Annotated in this window: 19 protein-coding genes; 4 read left to right on the top strand and 15 right to left on the bottom strand. The window is 49.0% G+C overall.

Features of this window, described 5'->3' with window-relative positions; genetic code table 11:
- Window positions 1-87 precede the first annotated feature (87 nt).
- The 3 genes from ACO0K2_RS08680 to ACO0K2_RS08670 are packed head-to-tail and all read left to right on the top strand — an operon-like array spanning window position 88 to window position 2,843.
- The gene (locus ACO0K2_RS08680) at window positions 88-1,398 is read left to right on the top strand and encodes an O-acetylhomoserine aminocarboxypropyltransferase (RefSeq protein ID WP_423017769.1); all 1,311 of its coding nucleotides are present in this window, start codon (window positions 88-90) and stop codon (window positions 1,396-1,398) included.
- 1 nt (window position 1,399) lies between these two features.
- A complete protein-coding gene (locus ACO0K2_RS08675; RefSeq protein ID WP_423017767.1) occupies window positions 1,400-2,215 on the top strand; it encodes an alpha/beta fold hydrolase in 816 nt (271 codons plus the stop codon).
- Between the two features lie 4 nt (window positions 2,216-2,219).
- Complete coding sequence (locus tag ACO0K2_RS08670; protein ID WP_423017765.1) at window positions 2,220-2,843, top strand: LysE family translocator; 624 nt, start codon at window positions 2,220-2,222, stop codon at window positions 2,841-2,843.
- Between the two features lie 24 nt (window positions 2,844-2,867).
- Here the strand turns inward: ACO0K2_RS08670 and ACO0K2_RS08665 are convergent, their stop codons facing one another.
- The 12 genes from ACO0K2_RS08665 to ACO0K2_RS08610 all read right to left on the bottom strand — a co-directional run bounded on the left by ACO0K2_RS08665 (window position 2,868) and on the right by ACO0K2_RS08610 (window position 16,287).
- Complete coding sequence (locus tag ACO0K2_RS08665) at window positions 2,868-3,854, bottom strand: DHH family phosphoesterase (protein ID WP_423017763.1); 987 nt, start codon at window positions 3,852-3,854, stop codon at window positions 2,868-2,870.
- Window positions 3,855-4,085: 231 nt separating this feature from the next.
- Window positions 4,086-5,846, bottom strand: a complete 1,761-nt coding sequence (locus tag ACO0K2_RS08660; protein WP_423017761.1) for a methyl-accepting chemotaxis protein — start codon at window positions 5,844-5,846, stop codon at window positions 4,086-4,088.
- 612 nt (window positions 5,847-6,458) lie between these two features.
- On the bottom strand, window positions 6,459-6,899 hold the full coding sequence (locus tag ACO0K2_RS08655) for a GNAT family N-acetyltransferase (protein ID WP_423017759.1): 441 nt from the start codon (window positions 6,897-6,899) through the stop codon (window positions 6,459-6,461).
- A 1-nt stretch (window position 6,900) separates the two neighbouring features.
- On the bottom strand, window positions 6,901-7,353 hold the full coding sequence (locus ACO0K2_RS08650) for an acyl-CoA thioesterase (protein ID WP_423017757.1): 453 nt from the start codon (window positions 7,351-7,353) through the stop codon (window positions 6,901-6,903).
- Window positions 7,354-7,425: 72 nt separating this feature from the next.
- A complete protein-coding gene (locus tag ACO0K2_RS08645) occupies window positions 7,426-8,328 on the bottom strand; it encodes an alpha/beta fold hydrolase (RefSeq protein ID WP_423017755.1) in 903 nt (300 codons plus the stop codon).
- Between the two features lie 57 nt (window positions 8,329-8,385).
- The gene (locus ACO0K2_RS08640; protein ID WP_423017753.1) at window positions 8,386-9,285 is read right to left on the bottom strand and encodes an SDR family oxidoreductase; all 900 of its coding nucleotides are present in this window, start codon (window positions 9,283-9,285) and stop codon (window positions 8,386-8,388) included.
- A gap of 72 nt (window positions 9,286-9,357) precedes the next feature.
- Window positions 9,358-10,353, bottom strand: a complete 996-nt coding sequence (locus ACO0K2_RS08635; RefSeq protein WP_423017751.1) for an NADP-dependent oxidoreductase — start codon at window positions 10,351-10,353, stop codon at window positions 9,358-9,360.
- A gap of 10 nt (window positions 10,354-10,363) precedes the next feature.
- Window positions 10,364-11,623, bottom strand: coding sequence for a serine hydrolase domain-containing protein (locus tag ACO0K2_RS08630; RefSeq protein ID WP_423018466.1), 1,260 nt, complete (start codon window positions 11,621-11,623; stop codon window positions 10,364-10,366).
- A 135-nt stretch (window positions 11,624-11,758) separates the two neighbouring features.
- A complete protein-coding gene (locus ACO0K2_RS08625; RefSeq protein WP_423017749.1) occupies window positions 11,759-12,220 on the bottom strand; it encodes a PaaI family thioesterase in 462 nt (153 codons plus the stop codon).
- Window positions 12,220-13,008 (bottom strand): SDR family oxidoreductase, encoded by a 789-nt coding sequence (locus ACO0K2_RS08620; protein ID WP_423017747.1) that lies wholly within the window; start codon window positions 13,006-13,008, stop codon window positions 12,220-12,222. Before ACO0K2_RS08620 ends, ACO0K2_RS08625 begins: the two co-directional genes overlap by 1 nt.
- A gap of 183 nt (window positions 13,009-13,191) precedes the next feature.
- Entirely contained in the window at window positions 13,192-15,009 is a 1,818-nt protein-coding gene (locus tag ACO0K2_RS08615) for an acyl-CoA dehydrogenase (protein ID WP_423017745.1), read from the bottom strand.
- Between the two features lie 99 nt (window positions 15,010-15,108).
- Entirely contained in the window at window positions 15,109-16,287 is a 1,179-nt protein-coding gene (locus ACO0K2_RS08610) for an acetyl-CoA C-acyltransferase (protein WP_423017743.1), read from the bottom strand.
- 561 nt (window positions 16,288-16,848) lie between these two features.
- Between ACO0K2_RS08610 and ACO0K2_RS08605 the strand changes: the two genes are divergently transcribed.
- Complete coding sequence (locus ACO0K2_RS08605) at window positions 16,849-18,513, top strand: MFS transporter (RefSeq protein WP_423017741.1); 1,665 nt, start codon at window positions 16,849-16,851, stop codon at window positions 18,511-18,513.
- A 187-nt stretch (window positions 18,514-18,700) separates the two neighbouring features.
- Here ACO0K2_RS08605 and ACO0K2_RS08600 read toward each other — a convergent pair whose 3' ends face one another.
- The 3 genes from ACO0K2_RS08600 to ACO0K2_RS08590 are packed head-to-tail and all read right to left on the bottom strand — an operon-like array spanning window position 18,701 to window position 26,288.
- Window positions 18,701-20,086, bottom strand: a complete 1,386-nt coding sequence (locus tag ACO0K2_RS08600) for an efflux transporter outer membrane subunit (protein ID WP_423017739.1) — start codon at window positions 20,084-20,086, stop codon at window positions 18,701-18,703.
- Between the two features lie 11 nt (window positions 20,087-20,097).
- Window positions 20,098-23,190 carry a multidrug efflux RND transporter permease subunit gene (locus ACO0K2_RS08595; RefSeq protein ID WP_423017737.1) on the bottom strand — a complete coding sequence of 1,031 codons (3,093 nt, stop codon included), beginning with the start codon at window positions 23,188-23,190 and terminating at the stop codon, window positions 20,098-20,100.
- Window positions 23,187-26,288 carry an MdtB/MuxB family multidrug efflux RND transporter permease subunit gene (locus ACO0K2_RS08590; RefSeq protein WP_423017735.1) on the bottom strand — a complete coding sequence of 1,034 codons (3,102 nt, stop codon included), beginning with the start codon at window positions 26,286-26,288 and terminating at the stop codon, window positions 23,187-23,189. The genes ACO0K2_RS08595 and ACO0K2_RS08590 overlap by 4 nt, the downstream gene beginning before the upstream one ends.
- Between the last annotated feature and the right edge of the window lie 13 nt (window positions 26,289-26,301).

Raw genomic sequence — 26,301 nt, 5'->3', positions numbered from 1 at the left:
GTTCACACTTTTTACGACTGAAAACGCAATTTCATTTTGCAACGTTAGTGGTAGCATTGCAGCATTATTCTATGGAGACACCCGTTTATGAGCGGTCCACATTACCCTGGCTTTGACACACTCTCTTTGCACGCAGGTGCAGCACCCGACCCAGCAACAGGTGCCAGAGCGACACCGATTTACCTCACATCTTCTTACGTTTTCAAAGATTCAGATCACGCTGCATCGTTGTTCAATATGGAACGCGCCGGCCACGTCTATTCACGAATTTCCAACCCTACCAATGCCGTTTTAGAAGAACGCATTGCAGCATTAGAGGGTGGTATCGCTGGCATTGCCGTGGCAAGTGGACAAGCGGCGTTACATCTAGGACTTGCAACGATTGCCGGTGCAGGTTCCCATATTGTCGCTTCACGCGCTTTGTATGGCGGCTCACAAAACCTCCTCGCCTACACGATGAAACGGTTCGGCATCGAAACTACCTTCGTCGATCCACGCGATCTCTCGGCATGGCGCAGTGCAATACGTCCTGAAACCAAAGTATTGTTTGCAGAGACGCTCGGCAATCCTGGCTTGGACGTTTTGAATATTCCAGAGGTTGCTGCGATCGCACATGACAATTATCTGCCGTTAATGGTCGACTCGACCTTTACCACGCCCTATTTAATTCGTCCTTTCGATCTTGGGGCCGATCTCGTCTTCCATTCAGCCACCAAGTTCCTGTGTGGACACGGAACGGCCATTGGCGGATTGTTGGTGGACGGTGGTACATTTGACTGGCAAGAAGCCTACGAAAAAACAGGTCGATTCGGTGAACTGTGCGAGCCGTATGAAGGTTTCCACGGCATGGTATTTAGTGAAGAATCCACCGTGGGCGCTTTCTCGTTACGTGCTCGCCGCGAGGGATTGCGTGACTTTGGTGCCTGTATGAGCCCCCATAACGCTTTTGCGATTCTGCAAGGTGTAGAAACGCTGGGATTGCGTATGGAAAGACACGTTGCTAATACACGAAAAATCGTCGAGTTTTTAGTTGCTCACCCTGCCGTTGCCTCGGTATCCTATCCTGAGCTACCAAGTCATCCAGATTACGCATTGGCCAAAACGCTGTTACCAAAAGGCTGTGGTGCGGTTTTCTCATTTAACCTCAAGGGAGATCGGGCAGCAGGTCGGCGGTTTGTCGAATCATTGACTGTCTTCTCCCACCTCGCCAACGTCGGCGATGCGAAATCACTGGTCATCCACCCTGCCTCCACGACGCACTTCCGCGTTCCTGCGGAACAACTTAGCGCCTCCGGCATTACCGAGGGCACCATGCGCTTATCCGTTGGTCTAGAGAATGTGGATGACCTCATAGAAGACCTGAGCCGCGGTTTAAAAGCCGCGCAGAAAGGAGCTTGAGATGCTCATCAACGTTCATCAACAAGCGGTGTACTGCTACACAGGTGGCAAGGCGCTGACATCGACATTGCCCACGCTTGTGTTTATTCATGGGGCACAAAATGATCACTCAGTATGGGGATTGCAGAGTCGCTACTTTGCCCATCACGGCTATAACGTCCTTGCCGTTGACTTACCGGGACATGGTCGCAGTCAGGGACCTGCACTTCGCTCTGTAGAGGCGATGGCAACTTGGCTTCTCGCCTTGTTAGATGCGGCAAACATTGCGCAAGCAACACTGATCGGGCACAGCATGGGCTCATTAATTGCGCTCGAAACTTATGCCCAAGCACCGCAACGGGTCAACAAGTTATGTCTCATCGGCACTGCATACCCCATGAAAGTGTCGGATATGCTTCTCAACACCGCACGAGATGAAGAGCACACCGCGATTGACATGGTAAATATTTGGTCTCATACCTCGATCTCACATAAACCCGCGTTTCCGGGACCGGGATTTTCAGTGCTTGGTGGAAGCAAACGTTTAATGCAACGCCTCTCCAAAATCAATCCAGATCAGCTCTTTTATACCGACTTCTTTGCCTGTAACGCGTATGCAAATGGCGAAGTGGCAGCGCAGATGGTGCAGACTCATCAATGCCCCACGTTATTTGTCATTGGTAAGAAAGATATGATGACACCGCCTAAAGCAACCACGACGCTCACCAAGACCATCTCGCACGGCACGATCGTGCATATTGACAACTGCGGTCACTCATTGATGTCGGAGCAACCAGATGCGGTATTGGACACGTTGATTTCCTTTGTGAAAGCATAAATCCATGACGATGACATTGGAAAGTTGGGCACTTTTTACAGCAACAGAGGCGGCGATGTCGTTATCGCCTGGCCCGGCAGTCATGATGGTGGTTGCCTACGGCATTGCGCGGGGCTGGAAAACGTCTTTGTTTGTGACCTTAGGTATTTTGTCCGGCAATGCTATTTTCTTTGCCTTGTCAGCAACGGGTTTGGGTGGTGCATTATTAGCGTCACCCATGATCTACATGGGGATCAAATATCTGGGGGCTGCTTATTTGGTCTATCTGGGTCTTTCGGCGATCTTTGGCAAACCATCGCCGATCACACTGTCTCGACTCGACGATCAACCTGAGAGTGGAAAAAAGATCTTTTCCAGAGCGGTGATGCTTCAGCTCACCAACCCCAAAAGCATGTTGACGTTTGTGGCCATTCTGCCGCAATTTATTGACCCGTCTCAGCCCATTGGCATACAAATGCTGATCTTAGCTGGATGTTCGATCATTCCAGAATTTTTTATTTTGCTGGGTTACGGCATGCTCGCAAGTAAAGCAAGTCATCTCGCAACACAAGAAAAATACGCCCTCATTACAGAGCGGATTGCTGGCGCACTCGTGTTGACAGCAGGCGTATTGGTGGCGATCGTATAAGGCCTATCTGCGGATCGAAGTGGACTATGAGGACTCGAAGTAATCAAAAAAACGCTGTACGAAACCACTCACCTTATCAGCCCCCAGATGATTAATACCAGCAGCCATATGGCGTCCACCTCCCGTCGGGAACTGCGCACAAAACCGACTTGCTGGCTTTGACTCAGGCAACGATGATCGAATACTGACCACGTAGCCTCCAGTCGTTTTCGGTGTCAGGACAGCGAATGAAAAATCTCTTTTTTCTTCGTACAACTTATTCGCCAATAAGCCTGAAATACGTCTTGACCATGACGCCTCCGGCAACATGTACACCATGCTGCGTTCACGGGTCTCCATCGGATGCAAATCGTTGAGGTAACTGAGCTCTTCTGTGTAGGCAAACTGCAACGCAAGAAAATGCGGCGAACTCCGAATAAAATCAAAGGGATTCACAAAGCGATGCACTTCCCGGTATAACTCAGCTGGATGTAAATGCAAATCCGATAGTTGCTCGCCGTAGGCGTTGTAGTTCATTAACTTACCCAACTCTTGCAATGAAGCGCGATCACTCCATCCCAACCCTTGCTCCATGCACATGCTATTAGCAACTGAGGTGAGATTGTCACCGAAGGCCGCCACAATTGCCCACATCACATACCGGTGGTCTAAAAAACGACTGACTAAAAGGCTGGTACATACATCTTTTGAGTCAGACCAATGAAACTCCAAACGAGGGTGTTCAAAGGCATGACGTGCATCGTGATGGTCAAAATAGCTGACAGTGGCGCCTGCGTCGAGATGTTGTTTAAGAGGAATTACATTGGCGTCTAAGGAAATATCCAACACCGTGACATGATCACCAGGAGCGACTTGAACCCGATCAAGGAGCACAATATCTCGTTTCACCCCTGTGACTTCAATCGCTTCCCTTGGAAATGCCATCCTCAACTGGTGTAACGCGCAGATACCATCGGCGTCGCCATTAAATACATCGACATATTTCTGCTGATCACTGGAAACACGATTCATGACACGCCTCTCTTCGCAATCAAGATCATATTGCTGCTCATTGCCTTTGTTAACAGGGAGATCAATAGCGGGCGATAAACCCCACGACCGATGCTATGCACACCCACATGATGCCATTTTCCATCATTAAATAAACAGCTTCTCATGTGAACAAGATGATTTATCACCACTTTGTCGCTGAAAAACAAAAGATAAAGATAAAAAAAGCGCAGCACTCTCTCAAAGCGAGGTTTAAAACGCCGTCCAATCTTCTCGGCTGTCACTGTTGGTTGTTGCTTCTTTGCCTAATCGTTTCACATTCGACAAGCCATTGGCGTGTGGTCGCGTTTGTGGCGCTTTTCTCACCATGGGAACAACCTTAGCTTTGACATGGCTTGATTCATGGGAGCGTTGTAAAGAGGGTGCCACCATGTCTCTATGCTCGCTAGCGAGGTGAAAAGCAGTGACTAAACCATTTAATTTGTCGGCTTGGTCTTGCAATGCCGATGCAGCAGCAGCGGCCTCTTCGACGAGAGCCGCGTTTTGCTGCGTCACATCATCCATTTGCACAATCGCTTCATTGATTTGCTCAATCCCAGCAGTCTGCTCTTGGGTCGCCAACATGATTTCACTCATAATCCCCGTCACTTTTTGAATACTAGTGACAATTTCACCCATCGTTGCTCCCGCCTGATCAACCAAACTCGTCCCTGCCGCTACCTTCGTCACGGAATCATCAATGAGCCGCTTAATTTCTCTCGCTGCCTCTGCAGAACGCTGCGCAAGGCTACGGACTTCCGACGCAACGACGGCAAATCCGCGTCCCTGCTCTCCTGCTCTCGCAGCTTCTACGGCAGCATTCAATGCAAGGATATTCGTCTGAAATGCAATACCGTCGATGACCCCGATGATATCAACGATTTTTCGTGACGAATCATTGATCGACCCCATTGTCTGTACTACTTCATTGACGACATTACCTCCTCGTATCGCAATATCTGAGGCAGACATCGCAAGTTGGTTGGCTTGGCGGGCGCTTTCTGCATTCTGTTTTACTGTGGAGGTCAACTCTTCCATGGATGAGGCTGTCTCCTCCAAAGAGCCCACCTGTTTTTCTGAACGAGACGATAAATCCATGTTGCCAGACGCGATCTGATTAGACGCGGTCGCGATCGTTTCTGTCCCTAATCTGACTGTACCTACTAATTGTGATAAACCATTCCGCATCGCGTTCATTGCAAACATCAGACTATGCTCATTCGTTTTGTCAAAACGAATGTCCATACTCAGGTCGCCAGCAGCAATTTTTTCAGCAATCGTGACCGCATAGCGAGGTTCACCACCCAACTGATTCAGCAGGCTCTTGACAATGAGCCAGGAACCAACGAGTCCAATAATAAGCGCTGCCAGCCCGCAGGAAATCATGATCGTTTTTGCCGTGGTGTATTTTTCTTCCGCATCGGCCACAGCAACTCTGTTTTGATGCTCTTCATCTTGAATAAAAGCATCTAGCTGCTGCCACCATTTTTTCTGCAATGGGCGAAATTCACTCCGTAAAAAGTGGAATGCTTCCTGTGCATCACTACTCATCGCAAGCGTTAATGCCTTCGCTGCCATGGGCTGCACGGTTGCTGCGGTGTCTTTGATCTCTTTAATCAGTGTCAATTGCGTTTGCGTTGGATCGGGATCGATTTTCAATAAGGCATCTAATTGATCGGCGGCTTCTTTATATTTTTTTTCCTGTACCGCGATACGTTCGCTCTCCAATTGGCGCTCACTTGGCTCGGTCAAAAGAATAATATTGCGAAACGCCAGCGCTCTCTCTGTCACGGATAGATACATCACCCGAGCCAACCTCGCGTCTTCTACATTGAATTTGACCATCTGCTGCATCTGCTGATGGAGGTGCTGCATGTTTAAGACACCCTGCACCAAAATAAACAGGAGAAAGGCTAACACCACACCAAATCCGGTAATCAGCCGAGTCGACACTTTTGTATTTTCGATTTTCATTTTTCATCCCAGGATAAAAATTGACGAACATGCCACTCCTTGGCGAACATCGCGGTGTGGACGGAAAGCGACTACAACATACTTTGAACAGAGAGAAACTAATTAAATTAAATGCAATTAGTTTCCAAATTAACTAATTTATTGCTTATCTTACAAAATTGCAAATTTTAAACTTTTGAGTGCATTCAGCTTGATGGGTCATGAAGCCGCGATTCATACAGCGATAATTGAAAATAAATCATGCTTGCTTCTTTATAAAGATAGACTACCAAGAAACAATTTTCAACATTCTTATTTTTAAGTAATGTTTTAGAGATGGGCCAATATTGATCGAGATACGGAAAAATGCCCTGCACGACAGATCACCTGGGTGCAGCAAAAACAAGAATAAACACCGGAAATGAGAAGGAGATTGTCGCGAAAACAGGGACAGAAAGCGACAACAGATTCAACACATCCAAGACGATCAACCGAACAAGATGACTGCTCGAACACTATCTGCGGATTGAGAACAAAATGAGGTCGCTCTGCGATGAGAGCGGTGCCGTTGAGCCAACGCCTGATAGGCGCTGGACTCTATGCAATGATTGGCAGAATCAAGAAAAGTAATTATTAATCAAAGCGGTATGCCATCGAAATATGCGCAATACCCGCTTCCATGAAGATATCGCCATCTCGTGCAAAACCTTCGCGTGCATAAAAGGGTTCTGCCGACTGCTGCGCATTGAGCTGAACCAGCTTGTCGCCACGAAGTTTGGCCTGCTCCATCAAAGTGCGCAAAAGATCAGCGCCAACACCGGAATGACGGGCACTTGCCAATACTGCCATCCGTCCGATATGACCATCTGGTAATAGACGCCCTGTTCCGATCGCGCGGTTCTCACTATCATAGGCGACGGCGTGGAGGCATTGTGCGTCCATGACATCCCATTCAAGTTCGGCGGGAATTTGCTGTTCTTGCACGAACACGGCATACCGTACAGCGTGCGCGTCTTTTTCCAGCGTTGCCCAATCGCCTAACACAATCTTCGCGCTTGATTTTAAGGTGACCATCTCAATTGACTCCTAACGGTTTGATTTTTTCGAAGCGGTGTATTGTCTCACGCCACAAGGACGGCACTGGAACTCCTTTGGGCGTTCCCCCTGGGAGTTGCGTATCAGCATAGACATAAACCAATTCACCTGAAATCAAATGTTGCCCATTTCGGAATATTTCAAGTACAAATTGCATTGAAGATTGCCCTATTCGATGGCATCGGACCCCAATATCCAACAGGTCATCAAATCGTGCAGGCGCTAGATATTCAACAGACGATTTTCGGGCGAATAGTTCTTTCCCCTCTGCCGCCTGCATCAGCGCATTAGGCAGTCCGGTTGCACGCCAGTATTCAGTAAAAGCAACGTCAAAATAATTCAAATAATTGCCATTGAATACGATTGCCTGCATATCGACTTCCGACCACCGAACACGTAACGCATGTGAAAATGCAAAATCCTCTACCGCCACAGACTCGTCTCCCGCCTACCAGGTTGAATGCCACTTTGTATCATCAAGTGTCCCCTTATCTTGTTCCTTTTTTTATTCGGCATCTGTTAGGAATTGTCGTAACAGGCGATTCACACGGTCAGGTTGCTCGTGGATAATCCAATGCGAGCCTTCCGGAATACGCTCAATCTGGAGATCGTTGATAAGATCACCGATACCATCTAATAGTGTTTTGGGTAAGGCTTTATCATTCTCACCCCAAATGATGCGGGTAGGAACGCGGACTTTAAAATCGTTAGGATTGAGCTGTAACTTCGACGGCCCCTCCTTGCCCTCCAGCGGTGGATGCAATGGTGAAGCGCGGTAATAATTAACGCCCCCTGTTAGCCCCCGTTCCCAGCAAGCATGATAGGCAGCACGGGTTGGCTTATCGAACCACGTTGCCTCCCCTTGACCCATGCCATTAAAAAAACCATCCATTAATGCAAAATTATCCTTTGCGAGCGCCTCTTCCGAACCAGGATTCCGTAACCAATTCATGTAGGCACTAGCAGACTGTTGCGCAGGATCTTTGCTTAACGAATCCATAAACAAATACGGATGCGGCGAGTTAATAATGATCAGTTTCTCCACCAGCGATGGCAATGTAATGGCCAAGTTCCAGCAGATCGCACCACCCCAATCATGCGCCACAATGATTGCCCGCTCATAGCCTAAATGCGCAATCAGCAAACGTAAATCGTCAACGATATGCTTTGCTTTGTACGCACTTAAATCAGCAGGCATGTCCGATAAGTTAAATCCGCGCAAATCAGGTGCGACCGCAAAATAATCGCCACCAAACTCGGCAAGCTGCGCCGACCACTCGTACCAAAACTCTGGAAAACCATGAACAAATAAAAGCAATGGTCGCCCCGCCTCCCCAGCGCTAGCGTAATGCAGACGTGTGCCATTTTCTAGGTGGGCAAACTGTCCAGGCTTGATACTTGCAGTCATTGCGGCATCCTCTTAATGAATTACACAAAAAATTAATGAAGATGATTCGGTCACACCTTAGGCTTTAAGTTTGGCACGCAACATATCGCGGATATGTGGTGCAGCCTTATAAGGATCACCCGGGTTTCTGATCATCATGATGTCTTCCATCCGCTCTTGAACATTACTCAGCGCACCGGGATGCGAGAAAATATAGAACTGTTGCTCGCTAATCGCTTTGAAAGTGTTTTCCGCTACTTCTTGCGCCGTGACCTTTCCGGACGTCACTGCTTTATCTGACATCGCTTGCGCCGCACGCTGGCTCGCAGTCGGGGCGTCGCCTTTGAGATCGGCGGGACGATTGCGATGCGATTGCGAAATCCCCGTTGGAACGAAATAAGGACAAAGGACCGAGGCACCAATAGGCGCTTCCACTAATTGCAAGTCTTGATACAGCGATTCGGACAGCGACACGACCGCATGTTTCGATACGTTATACACCCCCATCGTGGGTGCATTTAAAAGACCTGCCATCGATGCCGTATTAACGATATGCCCTTCATAATCCGGATCAGCTTTGGCACAAGCGAGCATGAGATTAGTGAAGATACGCGTACCATGGATGACGCCCCACAGGTTCACCCCTAACACCCACTCCCAGTCCGCTTGTGTGTTTTCCCAAATCAATCCACCAGAACCAACTCCTGCGTTATTAAAGACAAGATGCACAGCGCCAAATCGTGCCATGGCCGCATCCGCCAAGGCCTGCACTTGGTCAGCGTGACGCACGTCGCATATCATCGCCACCACTTGTGCGCCTTTTCCTTCTAACTCCGCCTTCGTCGCATCCAATGCATCTTGCTGCACGTCAGCGAGGACGAGTTTCATTCCAAGGCGGGCACCGATTAACGCAAATTCACGACCAAAACCACTTGCAGCGCCGGTGATCACGGCAACTCTGTCCTTAAATACTTTCATGTTGTCTCCTGAAGATTTTTATATGTAATGAATAACGGTATGATTGGTCTCTGCTGATGTGCTGAGTTGCACTCAGATCAGCTTGACTAACTGCTTACCAAAGTTCTGGCCTTTTAATAATCCGATAAACGCTTGGGGTGCGTTACCGATACCATCGGCGACTGACTCGCGGAATTTGAGTTGTCCTGTCGCGACCTTCGTGCCTAACTCTTGCAATCCTTGTGGCCAGAGATCCATATGCTCAGAGACGATAAATCCACGCAATGTGAGACGCATTGTCAGGAAAACGCGCGCATTCTTAATGCTAATTTGCTCGCCGTTATAACCAGCGATCATGCCGCACAGCGCAATTCTGCCAAAGGCGTTCATACGTCCAAGACTAGCGTCGAATACCTCACCACCCACATTTTCAAAGACCGCATCTATGCCTTGAGGTGTTGCCGAAGCGAGGTCTGCTTCCAGTTGCCCTGCTTTATAGTCCACACAAGCATCAAAGCCCAATTCGTTCACGACATACGCACACTTTTCTGCACCGCCAGCGATTCCAACAACGCGGCAGCCTAATTGCTTGGCCAACTGACCAACCACACTTCCCACCGCACCACTAGCAGCAGAAACCACAACAGTTTCACCAGCCTTTGGCTGCATGATTTGTGTCAAACCGTACCACGCAGTCAACCCTGGCATCCCCACCGCGCCCAGATAAGCCGACAAGGGAATATGTGTCGTATCAAGCTTACGCAGCAAGGTACCGTCAGAGACGCCCATCTCCGTCCAACCTAACATCCCAATCACCTTATCGCCCACCTGAAAACGCGCGTTTTTACTGGCAACAACTTCCCCGACGGTGCCACCAATCATTGTCTCGTTGAGTGGTTGAGGTGCCGCATAGCTTTTTGCATCTTCCATGCGTCCACGCATGTAAGGATCAAGCGACAAATAGTGATTGCGGATCAATACCTCGCCCTCGTTGATTTCGGGGACAGGTAGTGTTTCGATACGAAAGTTATCAGGTGTTACTTGCCCATGCGGGCGGGATGCGAGAACAATACGTTGATAATGGTTCATGATGACTTTCTCATTTCATTAAAAAATTAGCGAGGGCGCCGAACCCGCGGTAGGTAACGGCGTCGCTCGCACCATTGGCTGCCACAGGATGGGATGAAAATTTCACGATCACCATTTCTGCGACGGGATCGATATAAATGCGTTGGCCATGAATGCCACGCGCCTCAAATGTCTGATGACTGTTGTGCGATACCCACCACATATCTTTGTACGAATAGCCATTGAGCAAGGTAAAACCTGCTTTGGCAAACTTGGCTGGATCACCACCACCCCGAATTTCATCAACGACTGATGCTGGAACAATCTGCTGATGATTAAACTGTCCCCCAAGTCGCATCATTTCGCCAAACCGAGCCATATCACGCAGGGTCAGGTTAAGTCCCCCGCCACCTTGTTCAGTACCAATGCGATCAACAGAAAAATACGCATCGTTTTCGGTACCCAATTTTTGCCATAACCGCTCGGACATCAAATCAGCAAGGGATTTACCCGAAGCCCGTCGTACAATCCACGCCAACACTTCCGCATTAACGGTCTTGTACGCAAAGGCTTGGCCATGCTCACCTTCTTTTTGTAACTTCGTCAGAAAATCGTAGTAACTACGCGGCCCTTGATAATCTGCTGCGGTAGGCAACAAACCACCTGCCCTCGCATAGTCCCAAATTTCTGCTTTGGGATCGGCATAGGCTTCGGAGTATTTCACGCCGATGGTCATATCCATCACCTGACGCACCGTTGCATCGCCATAGGCTGATGCTTTAAGTTCAGGGACATATTTCGTTACAGGCGCTGTCGTGTCGAGCGTCCCGTCCGCAGCGAGCATCGCCGCCAAGGTGCCAACAAATGATTTCGTGACCGACATCGCGATGTGCGGCAAATAAGGACGGCTGATTCCGAAGTATTTTTCGTAAATGACCTTCCCTTTGTGCATTACCAAGACACTATCGGTATAGGTTGTGGCAAGCATTGCAGCCCACGTCGTATCTTTACCAAATTCATCTTGAAACACTAATTGATCAATCTCTTTCGGGGCAAAACTGAGGGGTGTAGTCACGCCGTTGCCGTGCCATACATTGACCGTAGGCCCGAGTTCACGTCCATGGGAAAAGGCCCAACGGGTGCGAGGAAATTGATAATTGCTGCCATTCGCGAACTGGATGATTTTATCGGGTGGTGGCGGAAAACCTTGCATCCATCCTAGCTTTTGCGGGTCGCTTGCAGCAGCATCCATGGGGCCAGACTGCGCATAACAAGCCCCTGCCAAACTCATGAGCCCGAGTAAGAGAGTGAGAGATTGAGGGAGGCGAGGAATACGCTTCTCCAAAGATTGCTGAATACCGTGTCGCATGTTGTCTCCTTGTTTTTTAGAATGCACGCTTTTACTGATCAGGTATCAAGGCAATGTTTAATCACTGCCATAGAGCTTTTTCATATTTTCTCCCGAGGTTAAACGGCGCAAATATTTAAATGTACCCATGGCCTTAGCGACTAAGCGATCACCATTCCACACTTCGCCTTCACAAAAACACATCGTCGACGATTGGTGAAATGCTTTACCTCGCGCTTCAATTCGCCCGCCGGCCACACCGCCGGGCTGCAAAAAACTGGTTTTCATTTCAACGGTCACAACGCCTTTCAGGTCGGAATGCAGCGACCGACCTGCCATTGCCATCACGACATCGAGCATTGTCATAATGACGCCGCCATGCGTGATCTGCCAGCTATTCATGTGCTTTTCAGCGAGATCAAGAGACAATTTTGCTGTGCCATTTTCCATCTCAAGAAATTCGACACCCAAGTCATGCAAAAATGGATTAATGGTTGGGGACGGTTGCTGTATGACGGGGGATTGAGAGGTCTCCATCATTACACCGCCGAAACACCGCCATCAATGGCCAAGGTTTGACCGGTAATATGCTTGCCAGCGTCCGACGCAAATAACAACGCAGCACCTTTTAAATCTTCATCGTCACCGATGCGCTGTAACGGTGCCTCTTTCGCGAGTTTCTCTTCGCCAAGGTGATCTAAAATTCCTTTGGTCATTTTAGATGGAAAGAATCCCGGCGCGATAGCATTCACTGTGATGCCGTGCACACCCCACTCACCCGCTAATGTGCGCGTGAAGTTAATTACCGCTGCCTTGGAAGTATTATAGGCAATGGTCTGCATCGTCCCCGGTGCATTTCCTGCCAACCCAGCAATCGAGGCGATGTTGATGATACGTCCACTGCGACGTGGAATCATACTTCGCTTACCGACGGCTTGGGATAATAAGAAAATACTACGGATGTTCAAATTCATGACTTTGTCCCACGCCTCAACGGGATAGTCCTCGGCCGGTGCGCCCCAAGTAGCACCGGCATTATTGATGAGGATATCAATGTGTCCCAACTGGGCCAATGCTGCATCAAGTAAGGGTGTCACTGCGGACTCTTTGGATAAATCAGCGGCAACGGCACTCGCTTCAATCCCTCGGCTTTTCAGGTGGGCAACGGCCTCATCCAAATCAGCTTGTTTGCGAGAGGAGAGAACGATTTTCGCTCCTTGCTCACCCAAGGCTTCGGCCATTTGCAAACCGAGACCGCGCGAGCCTCCTGTGACCAGTGCAGTCTTGCCTTGGAGGTTAAACAGTTCTTGAACAGTGCGTGCATTCATAATTGTCTCCGGATTGGATGATTAATGAGAACATTAATGAGAAGATGAGTGAGATGAATCTCTATGATGATCTCAATGATATTCATTGTTTTATTTGCCGACCTACAGTCTCGAACTCAGACAGTAACAACGCAGAAATGCCATCACAGACGTCATCTGCCGTTGTTACTGTCCGACGTCATACTAAAACCAGTTATCCTGCATGTCGTAGGTGGTGGTATCGATATTGCCCAGCAGATCGAGTTGCGGATGTACTTTCGGCAATTCCCAGTGGAAGAAATATTTACATGCTTGAAGCTTGCCTGCGTAGAAGTCAGCGTCATGATGATGGGTCTTGTCCACACTGAGCAATGCTTGTTCAAGCCAAATCCAAGCAACGACAGCATGTCCAAATACTTCAAGATACGCTGACGCGTTCGCCAATGTTTTATTCGTATCACCGCATGTATGCAATTGCTTTGTGACTTGCGCCAAGCGCTGCAATACGCGTGCAAGCGCTCTGCCGTACTCCACCAATTGCGGCTGGTTGGCGGCTAAGCGCAATGTCTTGTGCATCAACTCACCCATTGCTTCTAGTGCAGCACCCTCACGCATGACCACTTTTCTACCGAGTAAATCAAGCCCTTGAATCCCATGTGTTCCTTCATGAATAGGATTGAGGCGATTGTCACGATAAAACTGCTCGACGTTGTATTCACGGGTATACCCGTAACCGCCGTGCACCTGAATCGCCAAGTTGTTCGCTTCGAGGCACCATTGGGATGGCCATGATTTAGCAATAGGCGTGAGAATCTCTAAAATTAATGCCGCATGCTGACGGGCTTCGGATGTTGTCCCTGTGCGTTCCTCGTCGACCAAACGTGCACAGTACAAGTTGAGTGCGAGACCACCTTCCACGTAGGCTTTTTGTGCCAGCAACATGCGCTTGACGTCCGTATGCTCAATGATCGGCACTTGGGGTTCAGCAGGGTCTTTATTGAGAGGTGGACGACCCTGAGGACGATTACGTGCATAATCTAGCGCATGCAAGTAACCCGTATAACCCAGCATCACCGCACCAAGGCCAACACCAATCCGTGCTTCGTTCATCATGTGGAACATGTTTGCCAGTCCACGGTGCAAGGTGCCAACTAAATACCCCACCGCCCCCGGGTTACCCAGAGGTTTAAACTTGCCTTCACCAAAATTGAGAAGACAGTTCGTCGTCCCACGGTAGCCCATTTTGTGGTTCAGTCCAGCGAGCACCACGTCGTTGCGCTCGCCACAAGAGCCATCCATGTTCAGCAGATATTTGGGGACAATAAACAGCGAGATACCTTTAACACCAGGGATCAATTGACCATTCTCATCGGGCACTTTCGCAAGCACCAAGTGCACGATATTTTCAGATAACTCATGTTCACCGGCAGAGATCCACATTTTGTTGCCAGTCAGACGGTAAGAACCGTCAGCTTGTGGTTCTGCACGGGTCACGATATCAGATAAACTGGAGCCTGCTTGCGGCTCTGAAAGGCACATCGTGCCGAAAAAACGCCCCTCCAACATCGGCTTGACATACGAATTAATTTGCTCTGGCGTACCGCACTTTAGCAAGGTATTGGCATTACCAATCGTCAAGAATGGGTAGGAGGCAGTACCAACGTTAGCCCCTTTAAAATAGGCAAATCCCGCTTTTTCAACAACACACGGCAATTGCATGCCGCCAAAATCATAATCCTGACCAGCGGCAAGCAACCCAGCATCACAAAACGCCTTTAATGCCTGCTTCACTTCGGGGATCATGTGGACCACTTCACCGTCAAAATGCGGTTCATTCTGGTCACTCTTTTTATTGTGGGTTGCAAACAGATCGGTGGCAATTTGCTCGCATGTATCGAGCGCCGCATTGAAGGTCTCACGATTGTGATCCTCAAAACGGGGGCGCTGATTCAGGGATTCAACATCAAGCCACTCATAAAGTAAAAATTCAAGATCACGGCGAGATAGGATTTTTGATTGCATGGTTGTACCGGAAAAAGTGAGAAATAAAAAAGCCTCAGGCGTTTGACTTAGAAGCCATACGAACCCTGAAGCTCCTCTTTAACAACACACAGGTCGACGTTAAACCACTTCAAACAGGCCAGCTGCACCTTGACCGCCACCGATACACATTGTGACGACGACATACTTTACACCACGACGTTTGCCTTCAATCAAGGCATGTCCCGTGAGGCGAGCACCAGAAACACCATAAGGATGTCCAACGGCGATCGCGCCACCATTCACATTAAGACGATCCATTGGGATACCAAGCGTATCTGCACAATACAACACCTGAACGGCAAACGCCTCATTGAGTTCCCACAAACCGATATCTTCGACTTTTAAGCCTGCTTTTTTGAGCAACTTTGGAATCGCATAAACAGGACCAATACCCATCTCGTCTGGTTCACAACCAGCGATAGCAAAACCACGGAAAATACCCAGTGGTTGCAAGCCTTTCGCCTCTGCCAGCTTACTATTCATGACCACAGCAACGGATGCACCATCAGAAAACTGACTAGCATTACCAGCAGAAATCACACCACCAGGCACAGCGGAACGAATTTTAGAGACGGCTTCTAGCGTTGTGTCAGGGCGGATACCCTCGTCCGCAGCGATCGTTACCTCACGACTAACCAACATGCCCGTCGCCTTGTCTGCAACACCCATGATCGTCGTCATTGGCACGATTTCGGCATTGAATAACCCTGCTGCTTGCGCTGCTGAAGCGCGCAGTTGGCTTTGTACGCCGTATTCGTCTTGACGTTCACGCGAGATATTATAGCGTTTAGCAACTGTCTCTGCGGTTTGCAACATTGGCCAGTAAACCTCTGGCTTGTGTTGCTTTAACCAAGGTTCAACAAGCATATGCGTGTTTGCTTCGTTCTGAACACATGAAATCGACTCAACGCCACCAGCAGCATAGATGTCACCCTCGCCTGCGATAATGCGTTGTGCTGCCAATGCGATGGTTTGCAGGCCAGACGAACAGAAACGATTCACCGTCATCCCTGCCGTTGTCACTGGGCAACCTGCACGCAATGCAATTTGGCGCGCAATATTACTGCCAGTGGCGCCTTCTGGTGTTGCACAGCCCATGATCACGTCTTCAATTTCACCCGCTTCGATGCCTGCACGCGCGATTGCAGCCGCCAAAACGTGCCCTCCCATTGTGGCACCATGGGTCATATTAAATGCGCCCTTCCAGGATTTAGCGAGGCCAGTACGCGCGGTAGAAACAATGACAGCATCAGACATGTGGGTCTCCAATATTAGTATGATTAAAAGCTACATGAGTTCTAGGTCGATGTTGTAGCAAGTCATTGATGCTGATGGACTTCCTCTTTCGAGGACACCAACGTCATCACATGCATGCACAATCTACGCATCCACAACACCGTGATCAACACAGAAAAACATAATATAGCACGACCGTTCGAAAATAATTCATTTTTTTAAAAAGACAAAAGAAATTCAATATCGCTCCCCTCTCCACTCTCTTGGATTCATCCAGATCACCCGAAAAAATTGATAAGGGTGATCGACGATGACGCCAACAAGAGACAGGCTAGTGCCTTTTCTACGAATAAAAACTCATCAATCCGAAGGAGGAATGCCTACAGCGACAATCATGGCGTGGTTTTTCAGCAAATAAAAATCCAAAAAGGCAAAAGAATGCCTATATGTAAGTTTCTGTAAGTTTCATGACAGTATGACGTAAGGTTCAACTCGCACACTCAAACTGTGCAAAAAATGCAGTCAGTATTTTTAATAAGCACGCTTTGCCAACATACTTTAAAACATAATCAGGAGACAAGCATGGCGACAGCACCTAACGCAGCGTCAAGCGGAATGACCGCGGAGGAACGCAAAGTAATTTTTGCTTCTTCACTCGGAACCGTTTTTGAATGGTACGACTTTTATCTTTACGGCTCTTTAGCAGCGATCATTGCCAAACAATTCTTTGCAGGCACAGATCCCAATACCGCTTTCATCTTTGCTTTGCTGGCATTTGCGGCAGGCTTTATTGTTCGTCCATTCGGCGCATTGGTATTCGGTCGACTGGGTGACATGATTGGACGTAAATACACGTTCCTCGTCACCATCTTGATTATGGGCGGCTCAACTTTCTGTGTGGGTCTCTTGCCAAACTTCGCTACGATCGGCATGGCCGCACCGGTCATTTTGGTATCGTTGCGTATTTTGCAAGGTCTTGCATTGGGTGGTGAGTACGGTGGCGCTGCTACTTACGTCGCTGAGCATGCACCGCACGGCAAACGCGGCGCCTACACCGCATGGATTCAAACGACCGCGACTTTAGGTCTGTTTTTATCCCTGCTGGTCATCCTGGGCACTCGCCAAGCGATTGGTGAAGAAGAATTCAGCGCATGGGGATGGCGTGTACCTTTCTTGGTATCTGTCTTCTTGTTAGCAGTATCCGTTTGGATCCGCTTATCGATGCACGAATCGCCAGCTTTTGCGAAAATGAAGGCAGAAGGCAAAACCTCCAAAGCACCTTTGACAGAATCTTTTGGTCAATGGAAAAACCTCAAAATTGTTATCTTGGCGTTGATCGGTTTAACAATGGGTCAGGCAGTTGTATGGTACACCGGCCAATTCTATGCCCTGTTCTTCTTGCAGCAAACGCTGAAAGTAGATGGCTCGACAGCGAACTTATTGATCGCTGCATCGTTGGTCATTGGCACACCATTCTTTATCGTCTTTGGCTCTTTGTCCGACAAGATCGGCCGCAAAGCGATTATTCTGACTGGCTGCTTCCTTGCCGCTGCAACTTATTTCCCGATCTTTAGCGCATTGACTCATTATGCTAATCCTGCGTTGGAAGCTGCACTGCAAAATTCACCAGTTGTGGTCACTGCTGATCCTGCTGATTGCCAGTTCCAGTTCAACCCAACTGGCACGAAGAAATTCAACTCTTCCTGTGATATCGTCAAAGCAAAATTGGCAGCAGCATCCGTCAACTATGCAAACGAAGTAGCACCTGCAGGAGCTGTTGCCTCAGTCAAAATTGGTGACAAAGTATTGACATCGTTTAGCGCTGTAGGCTTACCAAAAGAAGAAGCAGCCGCGAAAGACAAAGCCTTTAGTAAAGAATTGGCTGATGCCATCAAAGCAGCAGGCTATCCACCAAAAGCGGATCCAGAACAAATCAACAAACCAATGGTACTGGTATTGCTGGTCATTCTCGTGATCTACGTAACGATGGTGTATGCGCCAATCGCTGCAATGCTGGTTGAAATGTTCCCAACACGTATCCGTTACACATCCATGTCCTTGCCATATCACATTGGTAACGGCTGGTTCGGCGGCTTGTTGCCAACCACTGCGTTCGCACTAGTAGCGTTTAAAGGCGATATCTACTACGGCCTGTGGTACCCAATCATCATTGCTCTGGTGACTGTGGTAATCGGCGCGTTGTTCATTCGCGAGACAAAAGACAATGACATCTACGCTGGTGATTAAGTTTCCGACTTAAGTTCACCCCTAAAAAGCCGCTTACAGATGACGTAAGCGGCTTTTTTCTTATGCTCAACAACACAAAAGGTAGAGATAGCGCAAGTCAAAAAACCGCATCACGACCATCTCAAAAAAATAGCCCGATGGCGTTATACCATCGGGCTATTTTTACGACCGAACCTCGTAAGACTACTTACCAGCTACCGCCAATAGCCGCGATAAAAGCGACACTATTAGCGTACTGGCGATTTCTAATCGTCCACAAACTAGCCTCAGCATTGATGCGTGTCGTTTGCGCCGTTAAAACATTGATGTAGCTTACCGTCCCTGCCGCATACTGATTCTTGGTGATGAGTTCAGAACGCTGAGCAGCAACCAAGGCTTCTGTCTGGAGTTTCTCTTCTTCTGCCAATAAACGTTGCGCAATCAGGTCATCTTCGACATTTTGAAATGCCGCGAGCACAGTCTGCTTATAGGTTGCGACGTTCTGGTCATAAACAGCGACCGCCTGTGCCTTTTGTGAACGATGAACACCCGCGTCGAAAATCGTACCAGCAAGCTGCGGCCCCAGCGACCAAAGGCGATTCGGTGCACTGATCAAATTAGACCAAGCATTTCCTGTATAGCCACCGGACGCTGACAAATTGATTGTTGGGAAATAAGCCGCTTGTGCGATACCAATCTGGGCATTCGCGACAGCCATATTGCGCTCTGCCACCGCGATGTCTGGACGACGCTCCAGAAGTGCTGATGGCAATACCGCTGGTAATTGTGGCAAATGCGGAACGGCTTTAGACACATCAAGACTAAAACTTGCTGGAGGTTTTCCCAACGCGACAGCGATAGCGTGTTCCAGCTGCGCTCGTGTCAATGCCTTATCTACCGTCGCTGCTTGCGCTGTTTTTAGTTGGCTTTCTGCTGCTGCCACATTCGCATCAGAGACCACACCAGCGCGAAATTGGTTAGTCGTCAAGGTAAGCGTTTCGGCGAGTGCCTTTTCGCTCTCACGTAGTTGTCGCAGCTGGACATCGGCAACCACCAATTGCAAATAAGCCGTAACCAATTGTGCTTGGCTACTTAACTTAATTGCAGCCAATTGCGCCGCACTCCCCTCTTCCTTGGCCAAACCCGCCTCGACTGCACGTCGGACACTACCCCAGATATCAGCCTCCCAGGTTGCACCGATATTGGTGGAATATTGCTTTGAGATAGGCGCACCCGCGTTAATCTCACCGCGCTTCGCACCAACCGTGGCCGTAATTTGCGGAAACAAACTACCCTCGGCTTGGTTCAGCAGCTCTTTCGTCTGGCGATATTGCGCCTCCGCTTGTGCAATCGTCGGACTTTGCTGATTTAAAATACTAACCAGATTGTTGAGTTGCTCATCCCGATACACTTCCCACCACGCCCCACGGGGACTCACATCCATTGGCTGCGCTGTTTTCCATTCACCATTCTCTTTGAAGCTTGCTGGCGCATCGATCTTTGGCCTCACGTAATCAGGGCCAATCGCGCACGCGGACAAGCCCAGAGCTAACAGGCTGACCATCAATTTAGGGTGAAACATTTTTTTTGACATAACAATGAATCCTAGTATTTTTCAACGATAGCCTGACCGCCGTTACGGAATGACGCACACCACAAACGGAAACGATCGAGATATAAATAAACCACCGGTGTTGTATATAGCGTGAGCAACTGACTCAGAATCAAACCACCAACAATCGAAATCCCCAGCGGCGTGCGCATTTCCGAACCATCACCGTGACCGAGTGCCAGAGGTAATGCGCCAAATAACGCGGCTAGTGTTGTCATCATAATCGGGCGGAATCGCAACAAACACGCCCGCAAAATAGCATCCTGTGGCGACAAATGCTGTTCACGTTCTGCGGTGAGCGCGACATCAATCATCATGATGGCGTTTTTCTTTACGATACCGATCAACAACAAAATACCGATTAACGCAATGATGTTGAATTCTGAATCAACCGTCATGAGTGCTAACAAGGCACCTACACCCGCGGAAGGCAGCGTCGACAAAATCGTTAGCGGGTGCACGACGCTCTCGTACAGCATGCCCAACACAATGTAGACCGCGATTAACGCCGTCAAAATCAAGAACGGTTGACTACTCAACGAATCCTGGAAGCCTTTTGCGCTACCTTGAAAACTCCCCTGCACTGAGGTCGGCAAACCAATCTCAGCCAATGCTCCATCAATTGCTTTTGTCGCATCTGAAAGGGATTTACCTGGCGGCAAATTGAACGAAATCGTTGTTGCCGCAAATTGGCTTTGATGATTCACGGCGAGTGACGTTGTGGTGGGTTCCCAACGGGCAAACGCAGAAAGTGGGATAGGCTGTCCCGCAGGCGTTTGCATATAAATACTCTTGAGTCCATCAGGATTCTGCCAATATTCAGGAGCAACTTCCATCACCACGTGATACTGATTCAGCGCGTTATAAATGGTCGATACTTGACGCTGACCGAACGCATCGTTGAGTACAGAATCAACTTGGTTTTGCGTCAACCCCAGTCGCGCCATCGCATCGCGATCAAAGACAAGATTCGTTTCAAGCCCTTTTGTCTGTTGATCTGTATTCACGTCAGCAAGAATCGGCAACTGGCGCATTGCCGCCTCTACCTTCGGAGCCCATGTACGCAACTCCTCAAGGCTATCTCCCTGCAAGGTGTATTGATACTGCGCGTTACTGGCTCGTCCACCGATACGAATGTCTTGAACCGATTGTAAAAAAAGTGTCGCGCCTGGTTCTTTTGAGAGCGTTTTCCGTAATCGCGCTATGACTTGATCTGCCGTTTCAGTACGCACCCCGAGTGGCTTGAGAGAGACGAACATATTCGCCATATTTCGTTGACCGCCACCAGTAAAGCCAATGACTTTATCCACCGCAGGATCAGCACCAACCACATCAATAAATCTCTTCAGCTTTTGCTGCATCGCTTGAAAAGAAATACTTTGGTCTGCCTGAATCATCCCGTTCAGTCGTCCCGTATCCTGCTGGGGGAAAAATCCCTTCGGAACGATCACGTAGAGATAAACGTTGAGGGCAATGGTTGCAAACAGCACCACCATCATAATAGGGCCGTGATTTAACGCCCATTGCAGCGATCGACGATACACCGAGAGCATCCAGTCAAATGCCCGTTCACTCAACTGAAAAAATTTACCTGGTTTCACTTCAGCATGAGGCTTGAGCCACAGTGCACTCAACATGGGAGTTGTCGTCAGAGAGACGACCAGCGATACCAAAATAGCGACAGACAAGGTCACCGCAAATTCGCGGAATAATCGACCAATAATACCGCCCATCAACAGAATTGGAATAAAGACCGCGATGAGAGAAATACTCATCGACAAGACGGTAAAGCCAACTTCTTTTGCGCCTTTGATCGCAGCCTGAAACGGACGCAAACCGTTCTCAATATGTCGTGAAATATTTTCAAGAACAACAATGGTGTCATCGACGACAAAGCCCGTCGCGATCGTTAAGGCCATCAAGCTGAGATTATTGAGAGAGAAACCCGCAACATACATCACCGCAAAAGTGCCTACCAATGACACCGGTACGGTAATCGCCGGAATCGCTGTTGCGCGACCATTTCGTAAGAATAAAAACACCACCATGATGACCAGCGCTACTGAAATCACGAGTGAACGTTCAACTTCCCGCAAGGAGGCACGGATCGTCGGCGTTCTATCCATCACAACGTCCATATTGATTGCTGCTGGGATAGAGGCTTTTAAGCTAGGCAATAACGCACTCACACGATCCACTGTTTCGATTATGTTTGCGCCAGGCTGTCTAAACAAAATGAGCATCACGGCAGGTTGCTTACCATACAGACCCGCATTGCGAACATCGAGCACAGAGTCATTCACAGCAGCGACATCCGAAATACGAACAGCATTTCCGTTTTTATAGCTGACGATCAGCGGAAGATAGTCTTTCGCCAGTTTCGCCTGGTCATTGGCTTGTACTTGCCAATGATGCGTCTCGTCCTCGATAAAACCTTTCGGTCTGTTCGCATTGGTCGTGGTAATGGCAGCACGAACAGTCTCCATACCGATGCCATAATGGTTCAATTGGAGAGGATTCAATTCCACCCGCACCGCTGGCTGGGAACCACCACCAACAATCACGTTACCAATGCCACTCACCTGTGCTAACTTTTGACCAAGAATCGTGTCGGCGGCATCATACATCTGGCCTCGCGTCATTGAATCAGACGTCAAAGCGATGATCATGATTGGCGCATCCGCTGGATTCACTTTGCGGTACGTTGGATTTGCCGGCATCCCTGTCGGCAGTAATGAACGCGCGGCATTGATCGCAGCCTGAACGTCGCGAGCGGCACCGTTAATATCGCGGTCCAAGTCAAACTGGAGCGTGATATTTGTCGAACCTAACGAACTCGATGACGTAATTTCTGATACCCCGGCAATGCGTCCTAATGCACGTTCGAGCGGAGTCGCGACGGTCGCAGCCATGGTTTCTGGGCTGGCACCAGGCAATCGAGCACTGACCTGAATCGTCGGAAAATCCACCTGAGGCAACGGTGATACCGGCAACAATCGAAATGCCAACATACCAGCGAGCAGTATCGCCAGCGTCAACAGCGTCGTCGCAATCGGGCGCCGGATAAACGGTCCTGATGACATCATGCTTCGGCCTCATCAGCAACGATTGGTGCGGAGACTTTTCCAAAACGACGTGCTAGGCGATCAAAAGCAAGATAGATGACTGGCGTCGTAAATAACGTCAACACCTGGCTCACCATGAGTCCACCGACCATCGTGATACCCAACGGTGCGCGTAATTCTGAGCCCATTCCACCGCCTAGCATCAGAGGCAACGCACCTAACAAGGCAGCCATTGTCGTCATCAGAATTGGCCGGAAACGTAATAGACACGCCTGGTAAATCGCTTCACGCGGTGCCATGCCATGATCACGCTCAGCCTCTAAGGCAAAGTCGATCATCATAATCGCGTTTTTCTTCACGATACCAATGAGCAAAATAATCCCGATAATGGCGATCACACTCAGCTCCGTGCCGCTGACTAACAATGCCAGCAGTGCACCGATCCCTGCGGAAGGTAAGGTCGACAAAATCGTGATGGGATGAATATAACTCTCATACAACACGCCAAGGACGATGTACATCGTAATAATCGCCGCCAAAATCAGCCACAGCGTATTACTCAATGAGGCTTGGAAGGCCATGGCCGCACCTTGGAAACGCGTTTCGATACTTGGCGGCATACCCAATTCGGCTTCCGCCTGATGAATCGCTTCTACTGCCTCACCCAATGAGGCGTCCTTCGACAAGTTGAACGAAATAGTCGCCGTTGGGAATTGCCCGAGGTGGTTGATCGTCAACGACGTAGAACGCTGTTCGATCGTAGCAACCGTATCCAAGGGAATTGGTCCGCCAGATAACGTTGGTACATAAATACCTTTCAAAGACAACGGTCCTTGTTGCGCTTTCGGATCAGCTTCCAGTACCACGCGGTATTGATTCGTCTGTGTAAAAATCGTGGAAATCAATCGCTGACCAAATGCGTCATAAAGCGCATTATCAATAGCAGCCGTAGTCACACCGAGACGTGAAGCGGTGTCCCGATTGATTTGAACATAAGCCTGCAAACCTTTATCTTGCAAATCACTCGCAACATCCGCTAACGATGGCAGCTTTTGCAGTTGCTCAATTAATTTCGGTGTCCACGTCGACAAATCCTCAGGATTGGTTGCTTGCAGCGTGAACTGATATTGTGTCCGACTGACTCGAGCATCAATACTCAGGTCTTGTACTGGCTGCAGGTACAACGACATGCCTGGGATTTCATTGACAACCTGCTGAAGACGCTCATTAACGATACGAATATTGTCGCGGCTTTCTTTTGGTTTCAGATTAATCAGCAATCGTCCACTATTGAGCGATGCATTGGCACCATCAACACCGATAAACGACGACAAACTCTCGACCGCTGGATCTTGAAGAATTTTCTTCGCTAAGGCTTCTTGCTGGTTCGCCATTGCTGAGAAAGAAATCGACTGCGATGCTTCACTAATCCCTTGAATTGCACCTGTATCTTGCAACGGGAAGAATCCTTTCGGGACCCAGACATAGAGCACTGCCGTCAACACCAACGTCCCTAGCGCCACCAACAACGTCAGTTTCTGATGATCCAGCACCCAAACTAATTTCTTTCCATAGTAGGCGATGATGTTATCAAAGAATTTTCCGCTGGCATGGTAAAAACGACCCTGCTTTTCTTCTGGCACATGCTTTAGCAAGCGAGCACACATCATTGGTGTCAGCGTCAACGAAATAAATGCTGAAATCAGAATAGACACGGCCAGCGTGATCGCAAACTCACGGAACAATCGCCCTACAACATCACCCATAAACAGCAATGGAATCAATACCGCGATCAGAGAAAAAGTCAGTGAGATGATCGTGAACCCAATTTGCTTCGAGCCCTTCAACGCCGCCGCCATTGGCGCTTCACCTTCTTCGATGTAGCGCGCAATATTCTCAATCATCACAATGGCATCATCGACCACAAACCCCGTAGCAATCGTTAGCGCCATCAAGGTCAGATTGTTGATCGAGAAACCAGCGAGGTACATCACACCAAAGGTCCCAATGAGCGACAATGGCACCGCCACTGCTGGAATAATCGTCGCTGGAACATTGCGTAAGAAAATGAAAATCACCATCACCACGAGCGCAACGGATAGCATCAATTCAAATTCCACATCTTCAACGGAAGCGCGAATCGTCACAGTACGGTCGGTCAGCACTTCAACATCCACCGCGCCAGGCATACCCGCTTTAAGTTGTGGCAACAAGGCTTTGATCTTATCCGTCACTTTGATGACGTTAGCGCCCGGTTGACGTTGGACATTCAGAATAATGGCAGGCGTTGCTCCAGCCCATGCAGCCAATTGGGCGTTTTCTGCTCCCTCAACCACATTCGCCACATCACGCAAACGAACTGGTGAACCGTTTTGGTAGGCGATCACCACATCTTTATATTCGTCGGCTGACTTTAATTGATCGTTACCATCAACGGTAGACGCTTGCAATGGGCCATCGAAGCTCCCTTTCGCCTGATTGACGTTGGCATTGCTAATTGCAGTGCGGATATCCTCTAAGGTCAGACCCCGATAAGCAAGGGCCTTGGTGTTCGTCTGCACACGAACCGCAGGACGTTGACCACCGCTAATACTCACCAGACCAACGCCAGGTACTTGAGAGATTTTCTGTGCCAGACGGGTATCGACCAAGTCCTCCACTTTCGTCATTGGCAAGGTTGGTGAGCTGATCGAAATCGCCATGATCGGCGTATCTGCTGGGTTCACCTTGTTGTAGATAGGCGGATTAGGCAAATCAGTAGGCAACAAGTTGCTTGCAGCATTAATCGCCGCTTGCACTTCCTGCTCAGCCACATCAAGGGTTAAATCAAGACCAAATTGCAAAGTAATGACAGAGGCACCACCAGAACTCGATGATGACATTTGCGACAAGCCAGGCATTTGCCCAAATTGACGCTCAAGTGGTGCAGTGACTGACGACGTAATGACGTCAGGACTAGCACCAGGATACAAAGTGACGACCTGAATGGTTGGATAATCGACTTCAGGTAGGGCTGACACTGGCAACAAACGCCAGGCCAAAAAGCCAGTCAGCATAATCGCGATCATCAATAATGTGGTCGCGACTGGCCGCAAAATAAACGGGCGGGACGGATTCATGCAATTTCCTTGC

Origin of the sequence: Undibacterium sp. MH2W (assembly GCF_049340215.1) — a bacterium.
Lineage (GTDB): Bacteria > Pseudomonadota > Gammaproteobacteria > Burkholderiales > Burkholderiaceae_D > Undibacterium.
Note: the sequence above shows the minus strand (reverse complement) of the source record. Positions and strands in the feature narration are given on the sequence as shown.